The following is a 22452-nucleotide window of genomic DNA, read 5'->3' on the forward strand; positions in this document are numbered from 1 at the left end:
GAACCCCTATATGACTGAGCGGGAAAAAATGATTTCCGGCGCTTTGTATGACCCCAGCGAGGCGGCGCTCCTTGCCGCGCGGAACGCTGCCAAGGAGCAGTGCTTCCAGTACAATTCCCTGCCGCCCTCTGCGGCCGACCAGCGCGACGCGCTGCTGCGCGGTTTGCTCGGCTCCTGCGGCGCGCACGTCCTGATCGAGCCATCCTTTTTCTGTGATTACGGCTTTCATATCCATGTGGGGGAACACTTCTATGCCAACCACAACCTTGTAATCCTGGACGCCGCGCCCGTCGTTTTTGGCGAGCATGTTTTTGTCGCCCCCAACTGCGGCTTTTATACCGCGGCGCATCCCTTTGACGTCGCCCAGCGCAACGCGGAGCTTGAATATGCCAAGCCCATCCGAGTCGGCAGCAACGTCTGGATCGGCGGGAACGTCTGCGTCCTCCCCGGCGTGACGATCGGCGATAACACGGTAATCGGCGCGGGCAGCGTCGTTAATCGAGATATCCCTGCCGGTGTGCTGGCGGTCGGCAACCCCTGCCGTCCGGTGCGCAGCCTGCAGGAAAGAGGGGAATGAAAGCCGTCGCTTTCATTCCCCTCTTTTTATTCCCGACTGCGCCGCCCATATCCCATTTCCTGCAGCAGATTGCTCAGAAGATGGAGCCGCTCCGCAAGCATTTCATCATCACGCGAAAGGGCTTCTGAGAACAGCCTGATATCCTCGTCTATCATGGGGTTTTCTGTGCAGACCGAAACGGTCATCGCATCGCCCTGCACACCAATCCGATCAATCTGCGGCGCGGCTTCATCATACAGCTTGGGAAAGCGGTAGGCGTCCGCAAAATAGCCGCGCGTACGGCAGATCAGGATGGCCAGATCGAGTACGCGGTGCAGCGGGAGTTCCTCGGACTGGCGCGACCATTTTTCCCCGGTATAACGCCAAACCTTGGCCGAAATATCCACACGGCCGCGATCGTTCCACTGCGCCAGCCCAAGGGACAGCCCCTTTGCATCGCTGTGATAGGCCGCGCGGCCATCTACATTTTCATAATTCTCCACGGTAACGACCGGCTTATGCTTCAGCGTCGTTGGTATTTTCATATTGTACCCCCTTAATATTTAGTAAATTAGTAATTTAGTATCTATATTATAATCCACACGCTCCACCGTTGTCAACCATTTTACAAAAGCCCCGTTCCGTGGGATACCACGGAACGGGGCTTACTGTTTTACTGTACCGCCTCGACGGTTTCCGAACCGTTTTCGCGGTAGGTATAGACCGTGAACCCGTCATAGGTCCAAATACCGTCTTCCCCCTCGCCCATGCAGCTCGGCGAATAGGTCTTGGCGCTGGGCGAGCCGAGGGCGCTTTCCAATGCGGAAGCAGACGAGCCTACATAGCCCGACGCCTGCGCGGCAGTCGGTTTGGAGGGCTCGGGCGCCGGCTCCGGCTCCGGCTTAGGCTGCGGCGCAGGAGACGGGGTCGAAGCCGGCGGTGTGGCCGGCGTGCTTCCGCCCGCGCTTCCGCTGGCCGCCGGCGGATTAGACATATTGCTTCCGCCGCCGGACGAAGCGCCGCCGCTGGGCGCAGCCGGCTGCTTTTCCGGCGCTTCCTCTGTCTGCGGCGCATCTGCAGCGGGCTTGTCCTCGTCCGCCTGCTGCTCCGTCTCCGGCTGGGCATCTGTGTCCGGCTTCATGGTATCCACTGTCTGGTTCTCTTCCTGCTGTTCCGCGCGGCCGGTATCTTCCGCATTGCCACAGGCTGCCAGGCTGCCGCACAGGGCGAGCGCCAGAAGCATCGCTGTTATTCTCTGTTTCATGTCAGGGTCCTCCTACGGTTTCTTTATTTCATTCGACGGAATCCGCCGCCTGGTTGTTCCCTAAATCGGGCGGGTATTTGAGCAGGTTGGGTAAATTGCGCTCCACAATCTCCACAATCACCGTGTCGCCTGCCTGCACCTGCGTCAACGGGTACGGCATCTGCCGTGTGATGACCGCTTCGGAAAAATCCTCGGCCAGGAACGGGTGCAGCGCGTTGCCAAACGAATCGCGGCACAGCAGCAGACGCCCGTTTGGTGCGTTCCCGCTTGTCGTTTGTATCAAAATATCCTCCGCTGTGCGCGGCTCATTGACATAGGAAAACGTCGTTTGATACTGCTGCTGCTCTTCCAGGACGGTCCCCTTGGGATACAGCATGTCATATAAGTCGCCGCGATGAGTGTTTTCCGTGCGGTACGCCGCCTGCCCAAAGCAGGTATACGGCAGGCCGAGCGACTGCATCAAAAAATCATGCGCAAGCGCCGCGCCGCGATTGCTCCAGTGGGAATCCGTCCGCAAATACAGGACCTCCTCCTGTTCTGCAAAAAACGCAAACAAATCGGCGTACTGCACGCCGTATTCTTCCAGCAGCGGCCGGAGCCGCTCATAATTTCCCTGGGAATCGCTCACCAAATAGCGCGAAGGCATATGCGCGGGATACAGTGAATTCTTATTGGGCGCAATGGTAAACAAAAACCGCGCGCCGCGCGCCTGACAAAACGCCTGCATCTCCGCAATGGTCCGCGCGATCTGTTCAAGCTCCTGCACGCTCAGCGTCGCATGGTTCTGGTAATCGTCCAGCGTCTGTGCATAATACAGCCAGCCGTCGCTGCCATAAATGACATCCTCCGCCGGAGAGCTGGCCAACAGTTCGGTACGCAGCAACGCGTTCGCGGTCACCAGTTCCTGACGCAAGGCAAAGTGATCGGCCACATAATCGGTCACGTCGCTCAGGAACTCCGCGTTCCAGCTCCCATCCTCCCGTTTCAGGTGCGGCGCCGGCGCCAGCCTTTCATTCCCCGCCGCCTGGGTTGGCGGCAAAAACAGCATGCCGGCCGACGGGAGCAGACAGAGCAGCAGGAACGCCGCTGTAAAAATCCGGTATTTCATGCCAGCCTCCTCAAAAGCGGAAATAGATGAACGGGTTGAACGTACCCGCCGAAAGGTCAAACATGCACAGCACCAGCAATACGATCGCCCCGGCAAAGGCCGGCGCTTCCCATTTCATTTTGATACATTTTGCTGCCGGAAACGACAGAAACACCGCCACAACCAAGGTCAACAGGAACGCCGGATCCAATAATGAGCACACAGTTGCGGTTCCCGCCCAGCCCAGGCCAGCTCCTGTAAACATGGCCGCGAGCATCGCGCCCGCCTGCCCCAGCGTATCCGCACGAAACAGAGTAAAGCCCAGCACCACGACCAGCAGGGTATACACTCGCCCGAGGAACCTGCCGCGCAGCCGGCCGACCGGCAGCGCGCCGCTGTCCTCCAGCACGGAAAAGCAGCCGTGCCACAGCCCCCACAATACGAAATTCCAGCTCGCGCCATGCCACAACCCTGTCGCGAAAAAAACGAGGAAACGGTTGGCCCAGGTGCGTCCCCGCCCTTTCCGATTCCCTCCCAGCGGGATATACAAATAGTCGCGGAACCAGGTGGACAACGAGATGTGCCACCGGCGCCAGAATTCCTTAACTGTGGTAGCGGCATACGGATACTGAAAGTTTTCCTGAAAGTGAAACCCGAACATCCGGCCCATGCCGATCGCCATATCGCTGTAGCCGGAAAAGTCAAAATAGATCTGCAGCGTATAGCAGAGCGCTCCCATCCAGGCGGCAAGCATGCCGATCTCCCCCGCCGGCAGGGCAAACACCGCGTCCGCCATCCGTCCCATGGTGTTGGCAACCAGCAGCTTTTTGGCCAGGCCGCAAATAAAACGCCGGATGCCGAGCGCGGTCTCTTCCGGCGTTGTGCGGCGCTCGTCGATCTCTTTTTCAATATCGTGATACTTGACGATCGGACCGGCGATCAGCTGCGGAAAAAACGAAATATAGAGCAGAACCTTCACAAAGGATCGGGAGACGGCCGTCCGGTCGCGATACACATCGATCACATAGGAAAGCCCCTGGAAGGTAAAAAACGAAATCCCGATTGGCAGCGCAATCCCTGTCAACGGGAGGGACAGCCCCAGCAGGCGGTTACCGGTCCCGATCAAAAAGTCCGCGTACTTGAACACCGCCAGCATGCCGATCCCGCCGACGACCGCGAGCCACACGCCTAACCGCGGCCGTTTTCCCGCAGCGAGCAGGCCGCAGCCGTAATTGAGCGCGACCGACAACAACAGCAGCGGCAGATATCCCAGTTGTCCGAACGCATAGAAAATCAGGCTTGCAGCCAGCAAAAGCGCGTTTTTCGCTTTTGTGCCGCGGAACAGACGGTCGAGCAAAAATACAACGGGCAGAAAGATGAACAAAAAGACCGCCGAGCTAAAAACCATGTTGAAAATCCCTTTTTCTCTTTATTCTGCCTGCCCCGCGCCCGTTTTATCCGTCCGCACATAGTTTGCGATCGCAATGCCGCCGCTGACCAGCGCCAGCGCCGCGAGATTGCGCAGCGTAAACACATCCTCCGCCAGCACAACCGCCGAAAACAGCGCGCCGAACACCGGAATCAGGAACCCGAACAGACTGACCTTGCCGATGGGGAATTTGCCCAGCAGGGCGGTCCAGATCGTAAACGCAGCTGCGGACAGCACCACCATATATCCTAGCAGCAAAACGCCCGGCAGGCTGACCGTTCCCAGCCGGCCGCCGCCGGCAGCGCCGATACCGTACAGCACCAATCCGCCGAGGAACAACTGCCAGCCGGTCAGCAGCATGGGGTCGCGGCCGGGCGTGAACATGCGGGACACCAGCGCGCCCGCGCCCGACGAAACCGCGGACAGCAGCACCAGCCCGTCCCCCGACAGGTTAAAGCCGTTCAAGCCTCCCATGCCGAGCACCAGCACCCCCGCCAGACCACACAGGCAGCCGATCGACTTCTGCCGGTTCAGCTTATCGTTCTGCAGGAACAGATGCGCAAAAATGAGCGCAAAAAAAGTCTGCGTGCCGGATAACACCGAACCTTTCAGTCCGGTCGTCATCGACAGGCCGATATAATAGCAGGTGTATTGGATCATGCTCTGGAACAGGCTGATCCACAGGATCGGCTGCCATTCCTCCCTGCGCGGAATGATCCGGTGCTTTTTGCACTTCGCAACCAGCAACACTAGCAGGCCCGCCAGCGCAAACCGCCAGCCGGCAAACACAAGCTGGGAAAACGACTGACCGGTCTGAATGCCGAACAATCCATAGCCAGCCTTGATGCACGGCGCCGCGCTGCCCCAGAGTGCGGTACACAATACTGCAGGCATGTATAGTTGACGCACCAGCGAACCTTTTTGTTCCGTCATTTCTGTCTTTCCTCCTCATTGTCGTAAGCACAGTATAGCATTCTTTTCAAGTTCCCGCAAGCAAGGGAGTTTTATGGGACAGTCTTACTGCTATCCTATACACAAGGAGAGGTGAGCGCTATGATTTATGCCTGTCAAACCAAGTGCTGCCACTATCTGTTCTGCGGCAGTCAGCGGGAAACCGCCTGCCCTGACTGCGGCAAAAAGCAAATCCGGCCGGCGACGCGCGGCGAACGCACGGAATTTTTCCGTCTCCGCACGGAGTTTCTTCCTGCCGGCAAACGCTCCGGATAGCGGCACAAAAAAGGCCTTCCGTCAACCATGCGGAAGGCCTTTTACCTGCTGTCTTTCCTTTTCATTTCCAAGCTCCCCGGCAGTCTCACTGCCATTTTTCATTGCGATTACTTGGCAGTGCGGCGCGCCTGACGGGCAGCCGGCTTCATCCGGTTGGTATCCAGTTCCATCGTGCGGACTGCTACCAGATTATTAAAAAAGCATTTCATCCTGCGGGTCACTCCTCTCCTGTCAATATCGGCGGCCCTCTTCCGGCCTCCGCTATTATCATACAGGGAGTGGCGGCAAAAAACAAGCGTCAGTTTTTATGAATAATATACAATATATAAAACATATTTTTGTGCTAATTATACAAATAATATTCGCATTTTACACAATACAAGTAATTTTATATTGTAGAATTTACATAACTCATTTGCATCCATACTCTTCCGCCAGTTTTTTGAACAGCGGAAGCGCGCGGCGGATCGTCTCGGTCTGCACGCAGTAAGAGATACGCATATGCCCCGGCGCGCCGAAATCCGTCCCCGGCACAACCAGCAGGTCATATTTCTTCGCCCGCTCGCAGAACGCACGGTCATCCGGCTCCAGGGTCTGCGGGAACAGGTAAAACGCCCCCTGCGGCTTGACACAGCGGTAGCCCATTTCCGTAAGGCCGTTATAAAGCAGATCGCGGTTGGTTTGGTAGACCGTAATATCGCTTGTCTGGCCCGCACAGCGCGCCGCTACACGCTGGAACAGACTGGGCGCGCACACATAGCCCAGTGCGCGTCCCGCGCCGCATACAGCCGCATACAGGTCGACGCTGTCCGCCGCCTGCGGCGGAACCAGCACATAGCCGATGCGCTCGCCCGGCAGGGAAAGCGACTTGGAGTAGGAATAGCAGACGATCGTATTCTCATAGTACCGCGGGACGAACGGCGCTTCGATCCCATCATAAATAATCTCCCGATAGGGCTCGTCCGACACCAAATAGATCGGATGTCCGTATTGCTCCTCCTTTTCCGCCAGCAGGCCGGCCAGCCGCCGAATGGTCTGCTCGGAATACACCGCGCCTGACGGATTATTGGGCGAGTTGATTACGACCGCTTTGGTGCGCGCATGCAGCGCCTGCGCAAGCGCGTCAAAATCGATCTGGAAATCCTGAACAGACGGCGGGACGACCACACATTTCGCCCCCGCGCCGCTTTCAATAAACATTTTATATTCCGGAAAATACGGCGCCATCACGATAAACTCATCCCCCGGGCAGGCAATCGCCTGGAACGCGCACGACAGCGCCGCCGCCGCCCCCGCGGTCAGATACAGGCAGTCGCCCGTATAGTCGGTGCCAAACCGGCGGTTCAGGTCGTCGGCCAGCGTCCTGCGCACATCCGCCGCGCCCTGCGCGGAGGTATACCCATGCAAGGCGACCGGATCCCCCGCCGTCTCCTCCAGGATCGCCCGGCGCACCGCGTCGGGCGCAGGTACATTCGGGTTGCCGATTGAAAAATCAAATACGTTTTCCCGCCCCACGACCGCGGCGCGGCTGTTTCCATATTCAAAAAGCTCGCGGATGGTCGAACGGTTGTTGCCCAGCGCGGCCATGCTCTGATTGATCATCAGGAAACCTCCCCTTTCTTATGAAGTTTATTATAGCACAGTGCGAAAGCAAAACGCAAGCGCCGCTCACAGTTGAAGCGGTTCCACCCGATCCGCCTCGGTGACCGGCCGCAGCACACGGCATGGACTGCCCGCCGCAACCACGCCCGCCGGTACGTCGCGCGTCACCACGCTGCCCGCGCCGATCACGCTGCCCGCGCCAATCGTCACACCGCCGCAGATCGTGGCGTTCGCGCCGATCCACACGTCCGGCCCGATCGTGATGGGGCGCGAGGTGCCGATACCAGCCGCGCGCTGCGCCGCGTCCACCGCATGCCCCGCGCAGGCGATGCAGACCCCGGGCGCAATAAACGCATTTTCGCCGATGTGTACGGGCGAGGTGTCTAAAATAACACAGTTATAGTTGATGACGGTCAAACCGTGGGTATGGATATTAAAGCCATAATCGCAGCGGAACGACGGTTCGATAAACGTCAGCGGATGGCAGTCCCCGAACAGCTCGCGCAGCAGCGCCGCACGGCGCTCCCCCTCGTCCGGCCGCGTCTGGTTGTACTGCCAGCAAAGCAGCTTGGCGCGGTCCTGCAGCGCAAGCGGCGTATCGGTATGCCGCGCGCAGTAGCCTTCGTTCGCGGTCATCACGTCTAAAATATTCATAGCTCTCCCTCTGTCCGGTTCCACGGACGATAAAGTCTTACAGCTTGAGCTGTTGCTCCGGCAGGTCCTCGTCGGTCAGCAGCGCGCCGATGGACGGGATGCTGCGGCAGCGGTAGCGGCCGTTGTCGGTCAGGCCCGCCTCCTCCATGCGGCAGGCGCGCGTGATGGTGTGCTTGCCGCGCAGCACCATCGCCTGCACGCCCTGCGTCGAGCGGCTGGTCTTGATGTCCAGCATGCCCGCGCGGAACGTCAGCGCGCGGTTCGCGGTGGAAAACATGGTGATTTCGGTTTCCTCGTCGATCGGATGGAAGAACGCCACCGCGGGCGACTTGCCCGAATACGCGCCTGTCAGGCGGCGGCGGTTGGTCTTGGTTTCGAACGACTCGAGCGAGAAACGCGCGGCCTTGCCGTTCTGGAACACGACGGCCATGCTGCCCTTGTAGTCGCCCGGCAACAGGGCGTACACCGGCGCTTCGCCCTCCTCCATGCCCAGCTTGGCGGCCAGATAGTCGCCCAGCACGGAGGCCTTGCAGTCGTCAAAGTCATACAGCCGCGCCTTATACGCCTGCTGCAAATTGGTGAAGAAGATAATCTCCGCCTTGTTGGTCGCCTCGGCCTGCCAGGCCACCTCGTCGCCCTCCTTGAGCTTATGCTCCTGCGACATGCGCCAGGACTGCGGCGTGATCTTCTTGAAATACCCTTCGCGCGTCAGGAACAGCAGCACGGGGTAGTCCTCGATATGGTCCTCCGCATCGAACTCCTGCACCGCCCCTGCGGTCACAAGGCTGGTCTTCCGCTCGGAGGGATATTTCTTGATGACCTGCTCCAGTTCCTTGACGATAATATTCCGAATCTTGGCCTTGGAGCCTACGATCTCCTCAAGTCTGGCGATTTCTTTTTCGAGCGCCTCGGTCTCCTGCGTGCGTTTGAGGATATATTCCTTGTTGATGTTGCGCAGGCGGATATCCGCGATGAACTCGGCCTGGATCTGGTCGATGCCAAAGCCGATCATCAGATTGGGAATGACCTCGGCGTCCTCCTCGGTCTCGCGGATGATCTGGATCGCCTTGTCGATATCGAGCAGGATCTTCTGCAGGCCGTGCAGCAGGTGCAGCTTGTCCTTTTTCTTATTCAGGTCGAAGAACACGCGGCGGCGCACGCATTCGGTGCGCCAGGCCGTCCACTCGTCCAGCAGTTCGCGCACACCCAGCACGCGCGGCATGCCGCCGATCAGCACGTTGAAGTTGCAGGAAAAGCTGTCCATCAGCGGGGTCATTTTCATCAGCCGCGCCATCAGCTTGTCCGGATCGGTGCCGCGCTTGAGGTCAATGGCGATCTTTAAGCCGGAAAGGTCGGTCTCATCGCGCACGTCCGCGATCTCGCGCACCTTGCCGGATTTGACCAGCTCGGCAATCTTATCGATGATCGCCTCGATGGTCGTCGTATAGGGGATCTCGGTGATCTCGATCAGGTTTTCCTTTTTGTTATACGTCCACCTGGCGCGCACCTTGAACGAGCCGCGGCCGGTCTCATAGATCGCGCGCATCTCGGCTTCATCGTAGATCAGCTCGCCGCCGGTTGAAAAGTCGGGCGCGGGCAGGGTGGAAAGCAGGTCGTGCGCGGAGTCCTTGATATACGCGATCGTGGTGCGGCACACCTCGCCCAGGTTAAAGCCGCAGAAATTCGAAGCCATACCGACCGCGATGCCCGTGTTGGCCGACACCAGGATATTGGGGAAGGTGGTCGGCAGCAGCGTCGGCTCCTGCATCGTACCGTCATAGTTATCCATGAAATCGACCGCGTCCGTGTCAATGTCGCGGAACAGCTCGGCGCAGAATGCGTCCAGCTTGGCCTCGGTATAACGCGGCGCGGCGTAGGCCATATCGCGCGAATACACCTTGCCGAAATTGCCCTTGCTGTCCACGAACGGGGTCAGCAGCGCCTCGTTGCCGCGCGTCAGACGCACCATGGTTTCGTAGATCGCCGCGTCGCCGTGCGGGTTGAGCTTCATGGTCGAGCCGACGATATTGGCCGACTTGGTGCGGTTACCGTTCAGCAGCCCCATCTTGTACATGGTGTACAGCAGCTTGCGGTGCGAGGGCTTGAAGCCGTCGATTTCCGGTATTGCGCGCGAGACGATAACGCTCATCGCATACGGCATGTAGTTTTCGCGCAGCGTGTCCGTGATGCGCTGGTCCACCGAGGGATGCTCTTTATATTGTTTTATCTCAGGTTTTTTCGCCATTCTGGCCCTCCGTTTGTTTCGTATTTTTACGCGGCGCGCCGCCTAGCAGACTGCCGTGCGGCAAAACGGCCAGCACGGATGCGATCAGCAGCCCGCCGGCGAACGCCAGTAGCCAAAGCTGCCAGAACCGTAGGTACACCACCTTTGGCTGGCGCGTCGTCCATTCTATCCACAGGCGCATTACCAGCGGATGCGACAGATAAAGCCCAAAGGATAGCCGGCTGACTGCGCGGACGGGCCGCGGGACATCCTGCGGCAGGCTGCACAGCGCCCACAGCAGCAGAAAAGAGGTAAAGGCGTATGCCGTGATATCCGGCCGGAGCGAAAGCGCACGCACAGCGGGCAGCAGCTTTGCCGTACCCAGTACGGCGGCAGCGCTCGCCGCCCACAGCCATACACAAAGGGAAAGCCGCGGCATCCCCCGCTCCACCTGCCGCCGGAGCAGCGCCCCGCCCACATAGAACACCGTCCACGGGAGGAAGCATACTGTCGGCGAGAGGGGAAACGCCGGCAGCCGCAGCAGCCCCATCGTCTGTGCGCACAGAACCGCCTGCGCCGCAAGGCTCACCGCCGCCGCTATGACGAGCGTTCTCCGCGGGAAGCGCCGCGCGGCCCGCTGCAGCGGACCGCTCAGCACAATGAACTGCACCAGCACAGGGATATAATACAAGTGCATATAGGCTTTTCCGGTCAGGATATCCCGTACCGGATGCGCGTGCGGCGCGCCGGAAGCCGCTTCCAGCAGCAGATAAGCCGCCGACCAGACGAGGTACGCGGGCAGAACCCGCTTCAGCCGTCTCCAAGCAGAGTGTACCCCCCCCCGTATACATTTGTCCGCTCTGTGCGTACACCTGTGCATGTCCGAAGCCGGAAAGCATCAGAAAAAGCGGCACGGAAAACCGCGCAAGCTGATTGCAGCAAACCGCCGGCCATCCGGCCGCCCCCGCTGTTGTATGGATCATCACAACAGCCATGGCCGCGGCCGCGCGCAGCCCATCCATCTGCGGAAATCGCCTCATCACTATCCCCCTATTTCCCCTTTTGTTACGAAATATCCGCCAGCTCCAAATACTGCGCCCCGTTCTCCGCGATATACTCCTTGCGGCCGGACAGGTTATCGCCCAGCAGCAGGTCGAACATCTCGCTGGTCGCCTGCGCTTCGTCCGGCGTAATGCGGATCAGGCGGCGGGTTTCGGGGTTCATGGTGGTTTCCCACATCATGTCGGCCTCGTTCTCGCCCAGGCCCTTGGAGCGCTGGATAAGCACCTTTTTACCCTCCAGCTTTTTGAGGATCGCGGCCTTTTCGCTCTCGTCGAACGCGAAATAGCTCTTGTCCCTGTGCGTGATCTCGTACAGCGGGGACTCCGCGATATACACATACCCCTGCTCGATCAGCGTCGGCACCAGCCGGTACAGCATGGTCAGGATCAACGTGCGGATCTGGAAGCCGTCCACATCCGCATCCGTGCAGATGATGATACGCCGCCAGCGCAGCGCGTCCAGATCGAACGCGGACAGGTCGCGGCTGGCCTTGCCGCGCACCTCCACACCGCAGCCGAGCACCTTCAAAAGGTCGGTGATGATATCGTTTTTGAAGATCTTGTCGTAATCCGCCTTCAGGCAGTTTAAGATTTTGCCGCGCACGGGCATGATGGCCTGGAACTCGCTGTCCCGCCCCTGCTTGACCGAACCGAGCGCGGAATCGCCCTCCACGATGTACAGCTCGCGGCGCGTCACGTCCTTGGTGCGGCAGTCCACGAATTTCTGCACGCGGTTAGCGAGATCGATATTGCCGGACAGCTTCTTTTTGATGTTCAGGCGCGCCTTTTCCGCCTGCTCGCGGCTGCGCTTGTTAATCAGGATCTGCTCGGCGATCTTGTCCGCCTCGGCCTTGTTCTCGATGAAGTAGATTTCCAGTCCCTGCTTGAGGAAGTCGGTCATCGCCTCCTGGATGAACTTGTTGGTAATGGCCTTTTTGGTCTGGTTCTCGTACGAGGTCTGGGTGGAAAAGCAGTTGGTCACCAGCACCAAGCTGTCCATCACGTCCTGAAACGTGACCTTGCTTTCGGATTTGTTATATTTGCCGTTCTGCTTGAGATAGGCGTCGATTGCGGAGACAAACGCCGAGCGCACCGCCTTGTCCGGCGCGCCGCCGTGCTCCAGCCAGGACGAATTGTGGTAATACTCGATCTGCGACACCGCGGACGAGAAGCAGAATGCGCACGACAGCTTGACCTTGTATTCCGACTTGTCCGCACGGTCACGGCCGCGGCGCTCGCTTTCGAGGAACTGCACCGAGGTCAGCGGGTTCTCGCCCGCAAGCTCGGTCACATAATCCACAATGCCGTTCTGGTACAAAAACTCGGTGGTTTCAAATTTGCCGCCGGACTGGTTTTTCAGCACAAATTTCACATGGCTGTTGACCACCGCCTGCCGCTTGAGCGTATCCAGATAATACTCCACCGGAATGTTGATATCCGTGAACACCTCGAGGTCGGGCTTCCAGCGGATGGTGGTGCCGGTCTTTTTGCTGGTCGTGGGCGCTTTGACAAAGCCCTCCCTGGTGCCGGTTTTGTTTTCGCCCTTTTCAAAGTGCAGGGTGTACTCGAACCCGTCGCGGACGACCGTCACATCCATATATTCCGAGGAGTACTGGGTCGCGCAGGTACCCAGGCCGTTAAGGCCGAGCGAAAACTCATAGTTCTCCCCGGTGTCGTTCTTGTATTTGCCGCCCGCGTACAGCTCGCAGAACACCAGCTCCCAGTTATACCGCTGCTCGCTTTCATTCCACTCCACCGGAATGCCGCGGCCGTGGTCCGCGACCTCGATCGAGCCATCCGCGTATCGGGTGGTGACGATCTCGCTGCCATAGCCCTCGCGCGCTTCGTCAATCGAGTTGGAGAGAATCTCGAACACCGCGTGCTCACAGCCCTCCAGCCCATCCGACCCGAAAATTACGCCTGGGCGCTTACGGACGCGGTCCGCGCCCTTGAGCGAGGAAATGCTTTCATTACCGTAAGACGGTTTTGCTTTGCTCATATACGTTCCTAACTCCTGTATTAAGGCTCATTAAATTCCATAACTAATATAGTATACGCTTTTTTCAGGATTTTTTCAATTGTTTCCTGCATGATCCTTTCCTTTCGCGGAAAATGGATATAACTTATTGTCCCACAACCTTCCTCGCAAGCCCCCCTGCTCTGTCACGCAAAAACGCGCTTTGCCTCTGCAAAGCGCGTTTTTATAATAATGGGCGGTACCGCCTCTTGTTTGTGGACTGTTCGGGAGCCTGCGCGGTATTCCGTCCCACAGGGCCGAACAGATTTTTATTATCTTCCCATGAAGAAGTATATGTCAAAAGGGGTGTTTCCCTTGCTCTGATAATAGAATACCCGATCGATATGTCTAAAGTTTGTAGAATCTTTGAAAGAACTGTAAACTTCGCCCAGCGGTTACAGACAGAAAGATGCCGCAGGGGGTATAACCCCCTGCGGCATCTTTCCGCGAACGTCCCTCGGCCGAAGCCCTCAGGAACGTTTTGTTCGATCGAAAACGCGCTTTAAGCGATCTTATCTGAACTTTTTCTTCTTCGCGCGCGCGGCCTCAGACTTCTTGCGGCGCTTGACGCTCGGGCTTTCATAATGCTCACGCTTGCGGAGCTCGGAAAGCGTACCCGCTTTGGCGCACGAACGCTTAAAACGGCGCAGCGCGCTGTCAATAGACTCGTTTTCCTTAATGCGGATCTCCGACACAGTTTTCCCTCCCTCCGCGCGTCCCCCTATGGAGGGACACTTTGCACGGCCTCCTATGCCAGAGCACAAAAAACCGTAAGAATATTATATCTGTTTTTACCGTCCGTGTCAACAGCAAAGTTCAGCGGACAACCAGATTGACGATTTTACCCGGCACGACGATCTGCTTGACCATCTGCTTGCCCTCAACCGCATGCTGCACCTTTTCCTCGGCCAGCGCGGCGTCGATCGCCGCCTGCTTGTCGCAGTCCGCCGGCAGCTTGATGGTACACTTGAGCTTGCCGTTGATCTGCACCGCCATTTCGACCGTGTCCTCGACCGTCTTGGCCTCGTCGTACTGCGGCCACGGCGCAACGGAGAGCAGGCCCTCGCCGCCCATCTGCTGCCACAGCTCCTCGGTAATATGCGGCGCAAAGGGGTTGAGCAGGGTCAGGAACGTCATATACTCCGCCTTATTGACGCCTTTGTCGTAGAATTCGTTGAGCATGGTCATCAGCGCCGCGATCGCGGTATTGGCCTTGAGGTTGTCCGCGTCATCGCCGACCTTTTTGATCGTGCGGTGCATGAGCACCTCGTGCTGCTTGGAGTAGGCCTCGCCCTCCTGCACCTTTTCCGCCAGCGCCCATACGCGCTCGAGGAAGCGGCGGCAGCCCTTGATCGACTTCGGGCTCCACGGCGCGGCCTTCTCAAAGTCGCCGATAAACATTTCGTACAGGCGCATGGTGTCCGCGCCGTAGGTTTCTACAATTTCGTCCGGATTGACGACGTTGCCGCGGCTCTTGGACATCTTCTCGCCGTTCTCGCCCAGGATCATGCCATGGCTGGTGCGCTTGGCATACGGCTCCTTGGTCGGCACCACGCCGATGTCATACAGGAACTTGTGCCAGAAGCGGCTGTACAGCAGGTGGAGTGTGGTGTGCTCCATGCCGCCGTTGTACCAGTCCACCGGAGACCAGTATTCGAGCGCTTCCTTAGACGCGAGCGCCTTGTCGTTGTGCGGGTCCATATAGCGCAGGAAGTACCAGGACGACCCCGCCCACTGGGGCATGGTGTCGGTCTCGCGCTTGGCGGGGCCGCCGCAGCACGGGCAGGTGGTGTTGACCCAGTCGGTCATGTGCGCGAGCGGGGATTCGCCGTTGTCGGTCGGCTCATAGGTGTGTACGTTGGGCAGCTCAAGCGGCAGCTGCTCCTCTGGAATCGCCACCCAGCCGCACTTGTCACAGTGTACCAGCGGGATAGGCTCGCCCCAGTAGCGCTGGCGGGAGAACACCCAGTCGCGCAGCTTGTACTGCACCTTGGCGCGGCCGATGCCCTTTTCCTCCAGCCAGGCGATCATCGCCGGAATGGCGTCCTTAACCGTCTTGCCGTTGAGGAACTCCGAATTGACCAGGATACCGGTTTCGTCCTTGGCGGTGAAAGCGGCCTTCTGCACATCCTCGCCGCCGGAAACCACCTCGATGATCTCACAGCCGAACTTTTTGGCAAATTCCCAGTCGCGGTCGTCATGCGCCGGCACAGCCATGATCGCGCCCGTGCCGTAGCCCATCAGGACGTAATCCGACACGAAGATCGGGATCTCGCGGCCGTTCACCGGATTGACCGCCGCCACGCCGTCGAGCTTGACGCCGGTCTTGTCCTTGTTCAGCTCGGTGCGCTCAAAGTCCGACTTGCGGGCGGCCTCCTCGCGGTAGGCATGGATCTCGTCGATATTGGCCAGCTTGCCCGCCCACTTTTCGACCGCCGGATGCTCGGGCGAGATAACCATATAGGTCGCGCCGAACAGAGTGTCCGGACGGGTGGTATAAACGGTCAGCGTGTCGCCTTCGGTGGTCTTGAAATCGACCTCCGCGCCGGTCGAACGGCCGATCCAATTTTTCTGCTGCACCTTGACGCGCTCGATGAAGTCCACGTCGTCCAGATCGTCGATCAGGCGCTGCGCGTACTTGGTGATGGCGAGCATCCACTGGCTCTTGGTCTTATGGACGACCTCGCTGCCGCAGCGCTCGCACACGCCGTTGACGACCTCCTCGTTTGCCAGCACGCACTTGCAGGAGGTACACCAGTTGACGCTCATTTCCTTCTTGTATGCCAGGCCCTTCTTGAAGAGCTGCAGGAAGATCCACTGGGTCCACTTGTAGTAATTCGGGTCGGTGGTATTGATCTCGCGCGACCAGTCGAACGACAGGCCGAGCGCCTTGAGCTGTCCCTTAAAGCGGGCGATGTTGTTTTTGGTCACCTCAGCCGGATGGACGTGGTTTTTGATCGCGTAATTCTCGGTCGGCAGGCCGAACGCATCCCATCCCATCGGGTAAAGGACGTTGTATCCCTGCATGCGCTTTTTGCGCGCGACGATATCCAGCGCGGTATAGGAACGCGGATGGCCTACATGCAGCCCCTGTCCCGACGGGTACGGAAACTCGACGAGCGCGTAGAACTTTTCCTTTGCGCTGCCGTTTTCCGCTTCGAAGCAGTGCGCCTCATCCCAGATATCCTGCCACTTCTTTTCCACTTGCTTATGCTCGTACTTCAACGGATTCTCCCCCTAAAGTGAATGATTTATTTTAGACGCGGCAACGCGGCGGACACCGTTCTGCACCCGCCGCATCCCGTTTTTACTTTTCTTCCACGCCAAGGTCGGCCAGCGGCACCGGCGTTCCGTCCTTCCACAGGTTCTCCAGATTATAGAACTTGCGCGCCTCCGGCATGAACACATGCAGGACCACGCAGCCGTAATCCAGCAGCATCCACTGCGCGGATTCATAGCCTTCCGTATGGTGGACCAAAGTCTCGTGGTCGTATTTCAGGCGCCACTCCACGTTGTCCGCCAGGGCTTTGACCTGTGTGGTCGAGCTTGCCGAGCAAATGACAAAGTACTCGGTCAGCTCGGTCAGGCGCTCTACCTGGAGCACCTGAATATCCTGCCCTTTTTTCTCGATCAGGGCCTCGCAGATCGCCTTTACCGTCTGTTGTGCAGTCAATTTGCAAACTCCTTTTACTCAATAAATTATGCCTCAGGATCGCCCGGCAGGGGCGTCGTTTCGCCGCCCGAAGATTCTCCCCCGCCGGAGGAGCCGCCCGGGTCGGTCGTGCCGCCGCCGGTACCGCCGTTCGGGTCGGTCGTCGTGCCGCCGCTTCCGTCACCGGAGCCGCCAGTGTTCGGGTCGGTCGTCGTGCCACCGTTGCCGCCGTTCGGACCGGTCGTGCCGCCGCCGGTACCGCCAGCGTTCGGGTCAGTCGTTGTGCCGCCGGTATCCGGTCCCGTGGTCGTGCCGCCGCCGGCGCCGCTGTTGTCTCCCTCCGTGCCGCCGGCCTCAGGATCGACCGACACGTCGCCGCCGGAGGAATCGTCGCTTGGCTCATCGCTGGAGGCCGTATCGCCCCAGACGTAATTTTCATATGGGTCCGTATCGTCATAGCCGCCGCCCGAATAGCTTTCCGGACCGCTCACCATGTCGAGCGCCGTGATATCCTCTTCATATGGGTTGAAATACTGGTTGACCAGGTCGAGCGTCTCCTGATAATACGGGAAGAAGAACGAAAACGCGGTCGAGCTTCCCGCCGTGCTCATCTGCCCATAGCCGGGCAGGGTGAAGAACTGGATGCTGTCGTTTTTGATCTTGAGCGCCTGCATGCCCATCCAGAGCAGGTTGCCCGCGGTCAGGTCGGTTTTGACGTTCTGGAACACCGCATCCGCGATACTCGGAATCTTGGTGATATTTTTCAGCTGGAGTACCTGGTTGGCCAGCTCCTTGAGGAATTTCTGCTGGTTTTCCACGCGGCCCTCGTCGCCGTTGGGGTATTGTACGGAGTAGTCGTTATTATGGCGCCAGCGCAGGAACTGCACGACCTGATCGCCGTTGAGCGTCTGGTTGCCTGCATACAGGTCAATGTGGAGGTCCTGCGAGGGGTCGTCGTACTCCATGCGGAACGGCACCTCATACTCAACGCCGTCGATCGCGTCCACAATGGCCGCGATGCCGTCAAAGTTGACGATCACATAATAGTCCGGCCGGAAGCCCATCAGCCGTTCGATCTCTTTCTTGGTCTGCTCGATGCCGCCGATAGCATAGGCCGCGTTGATCTTGCGGCTCGCACCCGTGGCGCTGTTGTTGCACATGGTGTCGCGCGGGATATTCATGACGTTGATCGTCTTTTTATTGGTATCCATGGTGACGACCATGAGCGCGTCGGTCCGTGTTTCGTCCTCGTCCACCGCGCCGACCACAAAAGTGAACACATCGTCAATGCGCGTACCCGAATTGAGCAGGCTGTTGACGTCGATCTTATCGCCGTTTTCCTTGTCCTTGATCGTGGGGTCGTTGCCCTCCGGCGGACGGATAAGGAGCGCCGCGGCCGCGGCCGCGCTGGCCAGCAGCGCAAGCACCACCGCCACCGCGATGATGACCCGCTTCCGCTTCTGCCCTTTGGTGAGCGGCTTTTTGGTCCTGCCGCCTTTTTTGCCCGTCGGTTTGGGCGCGGTTTTGGCGGCCTGCGGCTTTTCGTCCGCGATAGGCGCCGCATACTGCGCCGTCTTTTTCTTTTTCGCGCGGCTGGGTTTACCGCTGTGGCCGCCGCTTCCTCCAAAAAGTTTCAAACGATTCCTGCCTCCAGTTTACTCCTGTCACTCCCGCCAGCGGATACCATGGTAGATCATATCGTTGTAGGCGCCGATGGTATCGCTGTGGATCAGCTTGCCCCGCGCGATCAGCTCGGTCAGCGTCTGGTCGTAGCAGTAAAGCAGCGCGCGGTCCAGGCTGAGCCGGGCAAGCTCCCTTGCTTTTTCGACCCCGGGAAAATCGCGGGTTTCCTCAATGTAATCCGCCAGATAAAGGATTTTATCCAGCAGCGTCATGCCGTGTTTTCCGGTGGTGTGGCAGGCGATGGCCTCGCACACATCCTCCGGCGCGCCGTATTCCACGCGCGCGATCGCCGCAGCGGTTTTCCCGTGCAGCATTTTCGGCTCGCTTTTTTCGACGTTACAGGGTATTATACCGTATTTCGCACATAAATTCAACTGTTCTTGCGGAGAAAGATGTTTTGTTATGTCGTGCAATATGGCAGCGAAGCCCGCCTTTTCCACGTCCCCGCCGAAGCGCTCCGCCAGCATCCTGGCCGCCCGCTCGCAGCCGAGCGTATGCTCATACCGGTATCCGTGCAGCCTCGACAGGATCCCCTTCCGCATTTCGTCGTTACACAACATAACTTTTACCCGCCTTTCTTTTTTATATCGATTTTTTTATCTTGTCAATACCCATACAGGTGATTTCGCTCGATATAATCCGCGACTGCGGGCGGGGTATAGCGGCGCAGCGCGCCGCCCTGCCGCAGCTCGGTCGAAGAGATGGTCAGGCTTTCCCCTCGGACCATCTCGATTTTGGCGTTCATGGTTTGGCGCAGGCGCGCCGCCTTGTCGGCCAGCGCGTCCCAGTCGTCCCCGTCCCGCGCGCACACGGCGAGCGTGGACAGGCGTGCGATCTCCTCGGGCGCGCGCCAGATCCGGTCGAACGACAGCAGCATATCCGTGCCGACGATCAGGTAAAGCGCATGCTCGCCCCGCGCATGCAGCGCGCGCAGCGTATCGACCGTATAGCTCGCGCCGCCGCGCTCCACCTCCAGCGTGTCCAGCCGCGCCCAAGGGGTATCCGCCAGCAGCAGGCGCACCATTTCGCAGCGGTCGGCCACGGTCGCGGTGTCCTCCGGCAGCGCTTTGTGCGGCGGGATATTGGTCGGGATGAACAGCACCTTATCCAGCCCCAGCGCTTCCCTGGCAAGGCACGCGGCGTGCAGATGCCCCAGGTGCGGCGGGTTGAATGTCCCGCCGAGTATGCCCGTTCTCATTTGACCAGCACGATCTTCCGCTTATCCTTGTCCCGCGCCTGGCGGTAGAGGATAAATTTCGAGCCGATGCACTGCACCGGTTCGGCGCCGGCCGCCTCGCACAGCGCTTCGGACACTGTGCGCGGGGTGAGCATGGCGCTTTCCAGCACCTTGCCCTTGACCAGCTCGTGCGCTTCGAGCAGTTGGTCGAGCTGGCGCTCGACCGCATCGGTCACACCCTCCTTGCCAATGATCAGCGTATCGGCAAGCGGATTGGCAAGCGCGCGCAGCTGTGCGCGCTGTTTGGTAGTCAGCATAGATGATTCTCCTGTCTTGATCGGTTAAAGGCGGCCTTGCAGCGCCTCTTTGAGCTTTCTCAGGGCGCGGCCGCGGTGGGAAATCTCATTTTTGGTTTCCGGCGGCAGTTCGCCGAATGTGCAGCCGCAGGCCGGCACATAGAACAGCGGGTCATATCCAAATCCGCCCGCGCCATGGCTTTCACGGAGCAGTTCTCCCTCGCACTCGCCGCGCACGGTCAGCGTTTCCCCATCCGGCAGGATGCACGCGATCGCGCACACGAAACGGCAGGCGCGGTCGTCCTGATCCTCCATATTGCGCAGCAGCAGGTCGTTGCGCGCCTGATCGGTCCCCTCGCAGTAGCGCGCGGAGTAGATGCCCGGCGCGCCGCCCAGCGCGTCCACGCAAAGGCCGGAGTCGTCCGCGATGGCGGGCAGGCCGGTGAAGCCCGCCGCGCTCGCCGCCTTGATGCGCGCGTTTTCCTCAAACGTGGCGCCATCCTCCGCCGGCTCGGGCGCATCCTCGGGCAGCGGGACGACCTCGACGCCCAGCTCCCCCAGAATCGCCGCCATTTCCGCTATCTTCTTTTTGTTGTGGGATGCAAGCACGAATTTCATCACAGGCTCTCCCCCATGACCTTGCTCTGCGCCCGGCACAGGCGCGCACAGCCGCGTTTTCCAAGACCGAGCAGCTTTTTCAGCTCCCCGTCCGTGAACGGGCGCCCCTCGCCCGTACCCTGCACCTCGATAAACTCGCCTTTGGAGGTCATCACGACGTTGCAGTCCACGATTGCGTGGCTGTCCTCCGCGTAATTCAGGTCCAGCACGGCCTCGTCCTCAAAAATACCGACCGAAACCGCCGCAACCTGCGCGGTGAGCGGCATCTTATCAATTACGCCCGCGTCCAGCAGGCGCTTACAGGCCAGCCACAGCGCCACAAACCCGCCCGTGATGGACGCGCAGCGCGTGCCTCCGTCCGCCTGGATCACGTCGCAGTCGATCGTGATCTGGCGCTCGCCCAGCGCTTCGCGGTCGACCACCGCGCGCAGCGAGCGGCCGATCAGCCGCTGGATCTCGCTTGAGCGCCCGTCCAGCTTCAGGCTTTTGATATCGCGCTTCTTGCGCGTATTGGTTGCGCGCGGCAGCATGGCGTATTCGGCCGTTACCCAGCCGAGGCCCTTGCCCTCCAGGAACGGCGGCACCTTATCCTCTACCGAGGCGGTGCAGATCACGCGGGTGTTGCCCATCTCGACCAGCACCGAGCCTTCGGCGTACATGGTGAAATCCGTGATAAGCTTTACCGGCCGCAGCGCGCCGGCTGTCCTTCCGTCCGGTCTCTGCATCAGGAAATCCCTCCCTCAAGCGGCGGCAGGACCGCCTCCAAAAATGCGGAACGGTCGAAATCGACCAGGTCGTCCAGGCCCTCGCCCACGCCGACCAGCTTGACCGGCACGCCGAGTCCGGCCGAAATCGCGATAACGATGCCGCCCTTCGCCGTCCCGTCCAGCTTGGTCAGCACAATGCCGGTAAGCGCTGCGACCTTATTGAATTCCTCCGCCTGATGCACAGCGTTCTGTCCGGTAGTCGCGTCCAGCACGAGCAGGGTCTCGCGCGAAGCGTCCGGCAGCTCGCGCGTGATCACACGGTCGATCTTGGCCAGCTCATTCATCAGGTTAGCCTTGTTGTGCAGGCGTCCCGCGGTGTCGATGATGATTACATCGCTGCCGCGCGCCTTGGCCGCGGAGATCGAATCGAATACGACCGCGGCCGGATCCGCGCCCTCGCCGTGGCGCACGATGTCCGCGCCCGCGCGCTTCGCCCAAATCTCAAGCTGGTCGGCGGCGGCGGCGCGGAACGTATCCGCGGCGGCCAGCATGACCTTTTTGCCCTCGCCCACATAGCGGGCGGCCAGCTTGCCGATCGACGTGGTCTTGCCCACGCCGTTAACGCCGATCACCAGCACAACCGCAGGCTTGCCCGAAACGTCCAGCGGCTGGTTATCCAGCATCATATCGAGCAGCGTGTCCTTGAGAACGTAGCGCAGCTCGAGCGCCGAGGTGACGTTCTGCCTCTGCGCGCGCTTTTCCACCTCCGCCACGATTTTGGCGGCGTTTGCCGCGCCTACGTCGGACAGGATGAGCGCTTCCTCCAGTTCTTCCAGCAGGTCGTCATCTATCGTGACAAACCCCGCGAACACCGCGTCGAGCGAGCGGCTGACCGCATCGCTCGTCTTCTGCAGCCCTTTTTTAATTTTATCGAATAATCCCATTGTTTCAGCTCCTAAATGTTACTTCCCACCGCACAGAACATCATCAGCAGCGCAAAGCCCGCCGCGATCTCTGCCGCAATAAACCGGCTGCGCCGCCGTTCGCTGTCCGCCTCGCTTTCCCCCGACTGCGGATGCGCGTACCAGACGATGCTGCCCAGCCCGCACACGAACATAAACGGCCACACGAACCATAAAACTGCCCCTGTTCCACGAAGAATTGAATAAAGATCACGCAAAAGATCATACAGCATATT

23 protein-coding genes are annotated in these 22452 nt (G+C 59.5%); 2 read left to right on the plus strand and 21 right to left on the minus strand.

The genetic code is table 11. The features are described 5' to 3' along the window. Nucleotides 1-10 precede the first annotated feature (10 nt). Nucleotides 11-577: a sugar O-acetyltransferase gene (locus ACYQ3S_RS06925; RefSeq protein WP_459688085.1), complete on the plus strand. Its 567-nt coding sequence runs from the start codon at nucleotides 11-13 to the stop codon at nucleotides 575-577. A 26-nt stretch (nucleotides 578-603) separates the two neighbouring features. Here the strand turns inward: ACYQ3S_RS06925 and ACYQ3S_RS06930 are convergent, their stop codons facing one another. From ACYQ3S_RS06930 to ACYQ3S_RS06950, 5 genes are all read right to left on the minus strand, one after another. Then, entirely contained in the window at nucleotides 604-1101 is a 498-nt protein-coding gene (locus tag ACYQ3S_RS06930) for a DUF6530 family protein (RefSeq protein ID WP_459688087.1), read from the minus strand. Nucleotides 1102-1229: 128 nt separating this feature from the next. Then, nucleotides 1230-1820 (minus strand): hypothetical protein, encoded by a 591-nt coding sequence (locus tag ACYQ3S_RS06935; protein ID WP_459688088.1) that lies wholly within the window; start codon nucleotides 1818-1820, stop codon nucleotides 1230-1232. Between the two features lie 28 nt (nucleotides 1821-1848). Next, a complete protein-coding gene (locus ACYQ3S_RS06940; RefSeq protein ID WP_459688089.1) occupies nucleotides 1849-2928 on the minus strand; it encodes an alginate O-acetyltransferase AlgX-related protein in 1080 nt (359 codons plus the stop codon). A 10-nt stretch (nucleotides 2929-2938) separates the two neighbouring features. Next, the gene (locus tag ACYQ3S_RS06945; RefSeq protein ID WP_459688091.1) at nucleotides 2939-4315 is read right to left on the minus strand and encodes an MBOAT family O-acyltransferase; all 1377 of its coding nucleotides are present in this window, start codon (nucleotides 4313-4315) and stop codon (nucleotides 2939-2941) included. A 21-nt stretch (nucleotides 4316-4336) separates the two neighbouring features. Further along, nucleotides 4337-5269, minus strand: coding sequence for a DMT family transporter (locus ACYQ3S_RS06950; RefSeq protein ID WP_459688092.1), 933 nt, complete (start codon nucleotides 5267-5269; stop codon nucleotides 4337-4339). Nucleotides 5270-5389: 120 nt separating this feature from the next. Between ACYQ3S_RS06950 and ACYQ3S_RS06955 the strand changes: the two genes are divergently transcribed. Beyond that, a complete protein-coding gene (locus ACYQ3S_RS06955) occupies nucleotides 5390-5563 on the plus strand; it encodes a hypothetical protein (protein ID WP_459688093.1) in 174 nt (57 codons plus the stop codon). 411 nt (nucleotides 5564-5974) lie between these two features. On the opposite strand, the gene ACYQ3S_RS06960 is transcribed toward ACYQ3S_RS06955, so the two are convergent. The 16 genes from ACYQ3S_RS06960 to ACYQ3S_RS07035 form a co-directional block, all read right to left on the minus strand. Beyond that, complete coding sequence (locus ACYQ3S_RS06960) at nucleotides 5975-7165, minus strand: pyridoxal phosphate-dependent aminotransferase (RefSeq protein ID WP_459688095.1); 1191 nt, start codon at nucleotides 7163-7165, stop codon at nucleotides 5975-5977. A 66-nt stretch (nucleotides 7166-7231) separates the two neighbouring features. Next, nucleotides 7232-7819, minus strand: coding sequence for a sugar O-acetyltransferase (locus tag ACYQ3S_RS06965; protein ID WP_459688096.1), 588 nt, complete (start codon nucleotides 7817-7819; stop codon nucleotides 7232-7234). Nucleotides 7820-7856: 37 nt separating this feature from the next. Further along, complete coding sequence (locus ACYQ3S_RS06970) at nucleotides 7857-10064, minus strand: DNA gyrase subunit A (protein ID WP_459688097.1); 2208 nt, start codon at nucleotides 10062-10064, stop codon at nucleotides 7857-7859. Continuing rightward, a complete protein-coding gene (locus ACYQ3S_RS06975) occupies nucleotides 10048-10923 on the minus strand; it encodes an acyltransferase (RefSeq protein ID WP_459688099.1) in 876 nt (291 codons plus the stop codon). Before ACYQ3S_RS06975 ends, ACYQ3S_RS06970 begins: the two co-directional genes overlap by 17 nt. 185 nt (nucleotides 10924-11108) lie before the next feature. Next, nucleotides 11109-13103, minus strand: a complete 1995-nt coding sequence (locus ACYQ3S_RS06980; RefSeq protein WP_459688101.1) for a DNA gyrase/topoisomerase IV subunit B — start codon at nucleotides 13101-13103, stop codon at nucleotides 11109-11111. A 530-nt stretch (nucleotides 13104-13633) separates the two neighbouring features. Then, entirely contained in the window at nucleotides 13634-13816 is a 183-nt protein-coding gene (rpsU, locus tag ACYQ3S_RS06985) for a 30S ribosomal protein S21 (protein WP_031472056.1), read from the minus strand. 121 nt (nucleotides 13817-13937) lie between these two features. After that, complete coding sequence (gene leuS / locus ACYQ3S_RS06990; protein ID WP_459688103.1) at nucleotides 13938-16346, minus strand: leucine--tRNA ligase; 2409 nt, start codon at nucleotides 16344-16346, stop codon at nucleotides 13938-13940. A gap of 82 nt (nucleotides 16347-16428) precedes the next feature. Further along, nucleotides 16429-16794, minus strand: coding sequence for a ribosome silencing factor (gene rsfS, locus ACYQ3S_RS06995; protein WP_459688104.1), 366 nt, complete (start codon nucleotides 16792-16794; stop codon nucleotides 16429-16431). Nucleotides 16795-16820: 26 nt separating this feature from the next. Next, nucleotides 16821-18410: an LCP family protein gene (locus ACYQ3S_RS07000; RefSeq protein ID WP_459688106.1), complete on the minus strand. Its 1590-nt coding sequence runs from the start codon at nucleotides 18408-18410 to the stop codon at nucleotides 16821-16823. Between the two features lie 27 nt (nucleotides 18411-18437). Next, nucleotides 18438-19016, minus strand: coding sequence for a bis(5'-nucleosyl)-tetraphosphatase (symmetrical) YqeK (gene yqeK / locus ACYQ3S_RS07005; RefSeq protein WP_459688107.1), 579 nt, complete (start codon nucleotides 19014-19016; stop codon nucleotides 18438-18440). Nucleotides 19017-19060: 44 nt separating this feature from the next. Beyond that, nucleotides 19061-19654, minus strand: a complete 594-nt coding sequence (gene nadD / locus ACYQ3S_RS07010; protein WP_459688109.1) for a nicotinate (nicotinamide) nucleotide adenylyltransferase — start codon at nucleotides 19652-19654, stop codon at nucleotides 19061-19063. Next, on the minus strand, nucleotides 19651-19950 hold the full coding sequence (locus tag ACYQ3S_RS07015; protein WP_054326123.1) for a YhbY family RNA-binding protein: 300 nt from the start codon (nucleotides 19948-19950) through the stop codon (nucleotides 19651-19653). The genes nadD and ACYQ3S_RS07015 overlap by 4 nt, the downstream gene beginning before the upstream one ends. A 24-nt stretch (nucleotides 19951-19974) precedes the next feature. Beyond that, nucleotides 19975-20547, minus strand: coding sequence for an RdgB/HAM1 family non-canonical purine NTP pyrophosphatase (gene rdgB / locus ACYQ3S_RS07020; RefSeq protein ID WP_459688111.1), 573 nt, complete (start codon nucleotides 20545-20547; stop codon nucleotides 19975-19977). After that, complete coding sequence (gene rph, locus ACYQ3S_RS07025) at nucleotides 20547-21272, minus strand: ribonuclease PH (RefSeq protein WP_459688113.1); 726 nt, start codon at nucleotides 21270-21272, stop codon at nucleotides 20547-20549. Before rph ends, rdgB begins: the two co-directional genes overlap by 1 nt. After that, nucleotides 21272-22198, minus strand: a complete 927-nt coding sequence (gene ftsY, locus ACYQ3S_RS07030; RefSeq protein ID WP_459688115.1) for a signal recognition particle-docking protein FtsY — start codon at nucleotides 22196-22198, stop codon at nucleotides 21272-21274. Before ftsY ends, rph begins: the two co-directional genes overlap by 1 nt. 11 nt (nucleotides 22199-22209) lie before the next feature. Beyond that, nucleotides 22210-22449 carry a hypothetical protein gene (locus ACYQ3S_RS07035; protein WP_459688117.1) on the minus strand — a complete coding sequence of 80 codons (240 nt, stop codon included), beginning with the start codon at nucleotides 22447-22449 and terminating at the stop codon, nucleotides 22210-22212. Between the last annotated feature and the right edge of the window lie 3 nt (nucleotides 22450-22452).

This window comes from Agathobaculum sp. TL06, assembly GCF_054658635.1.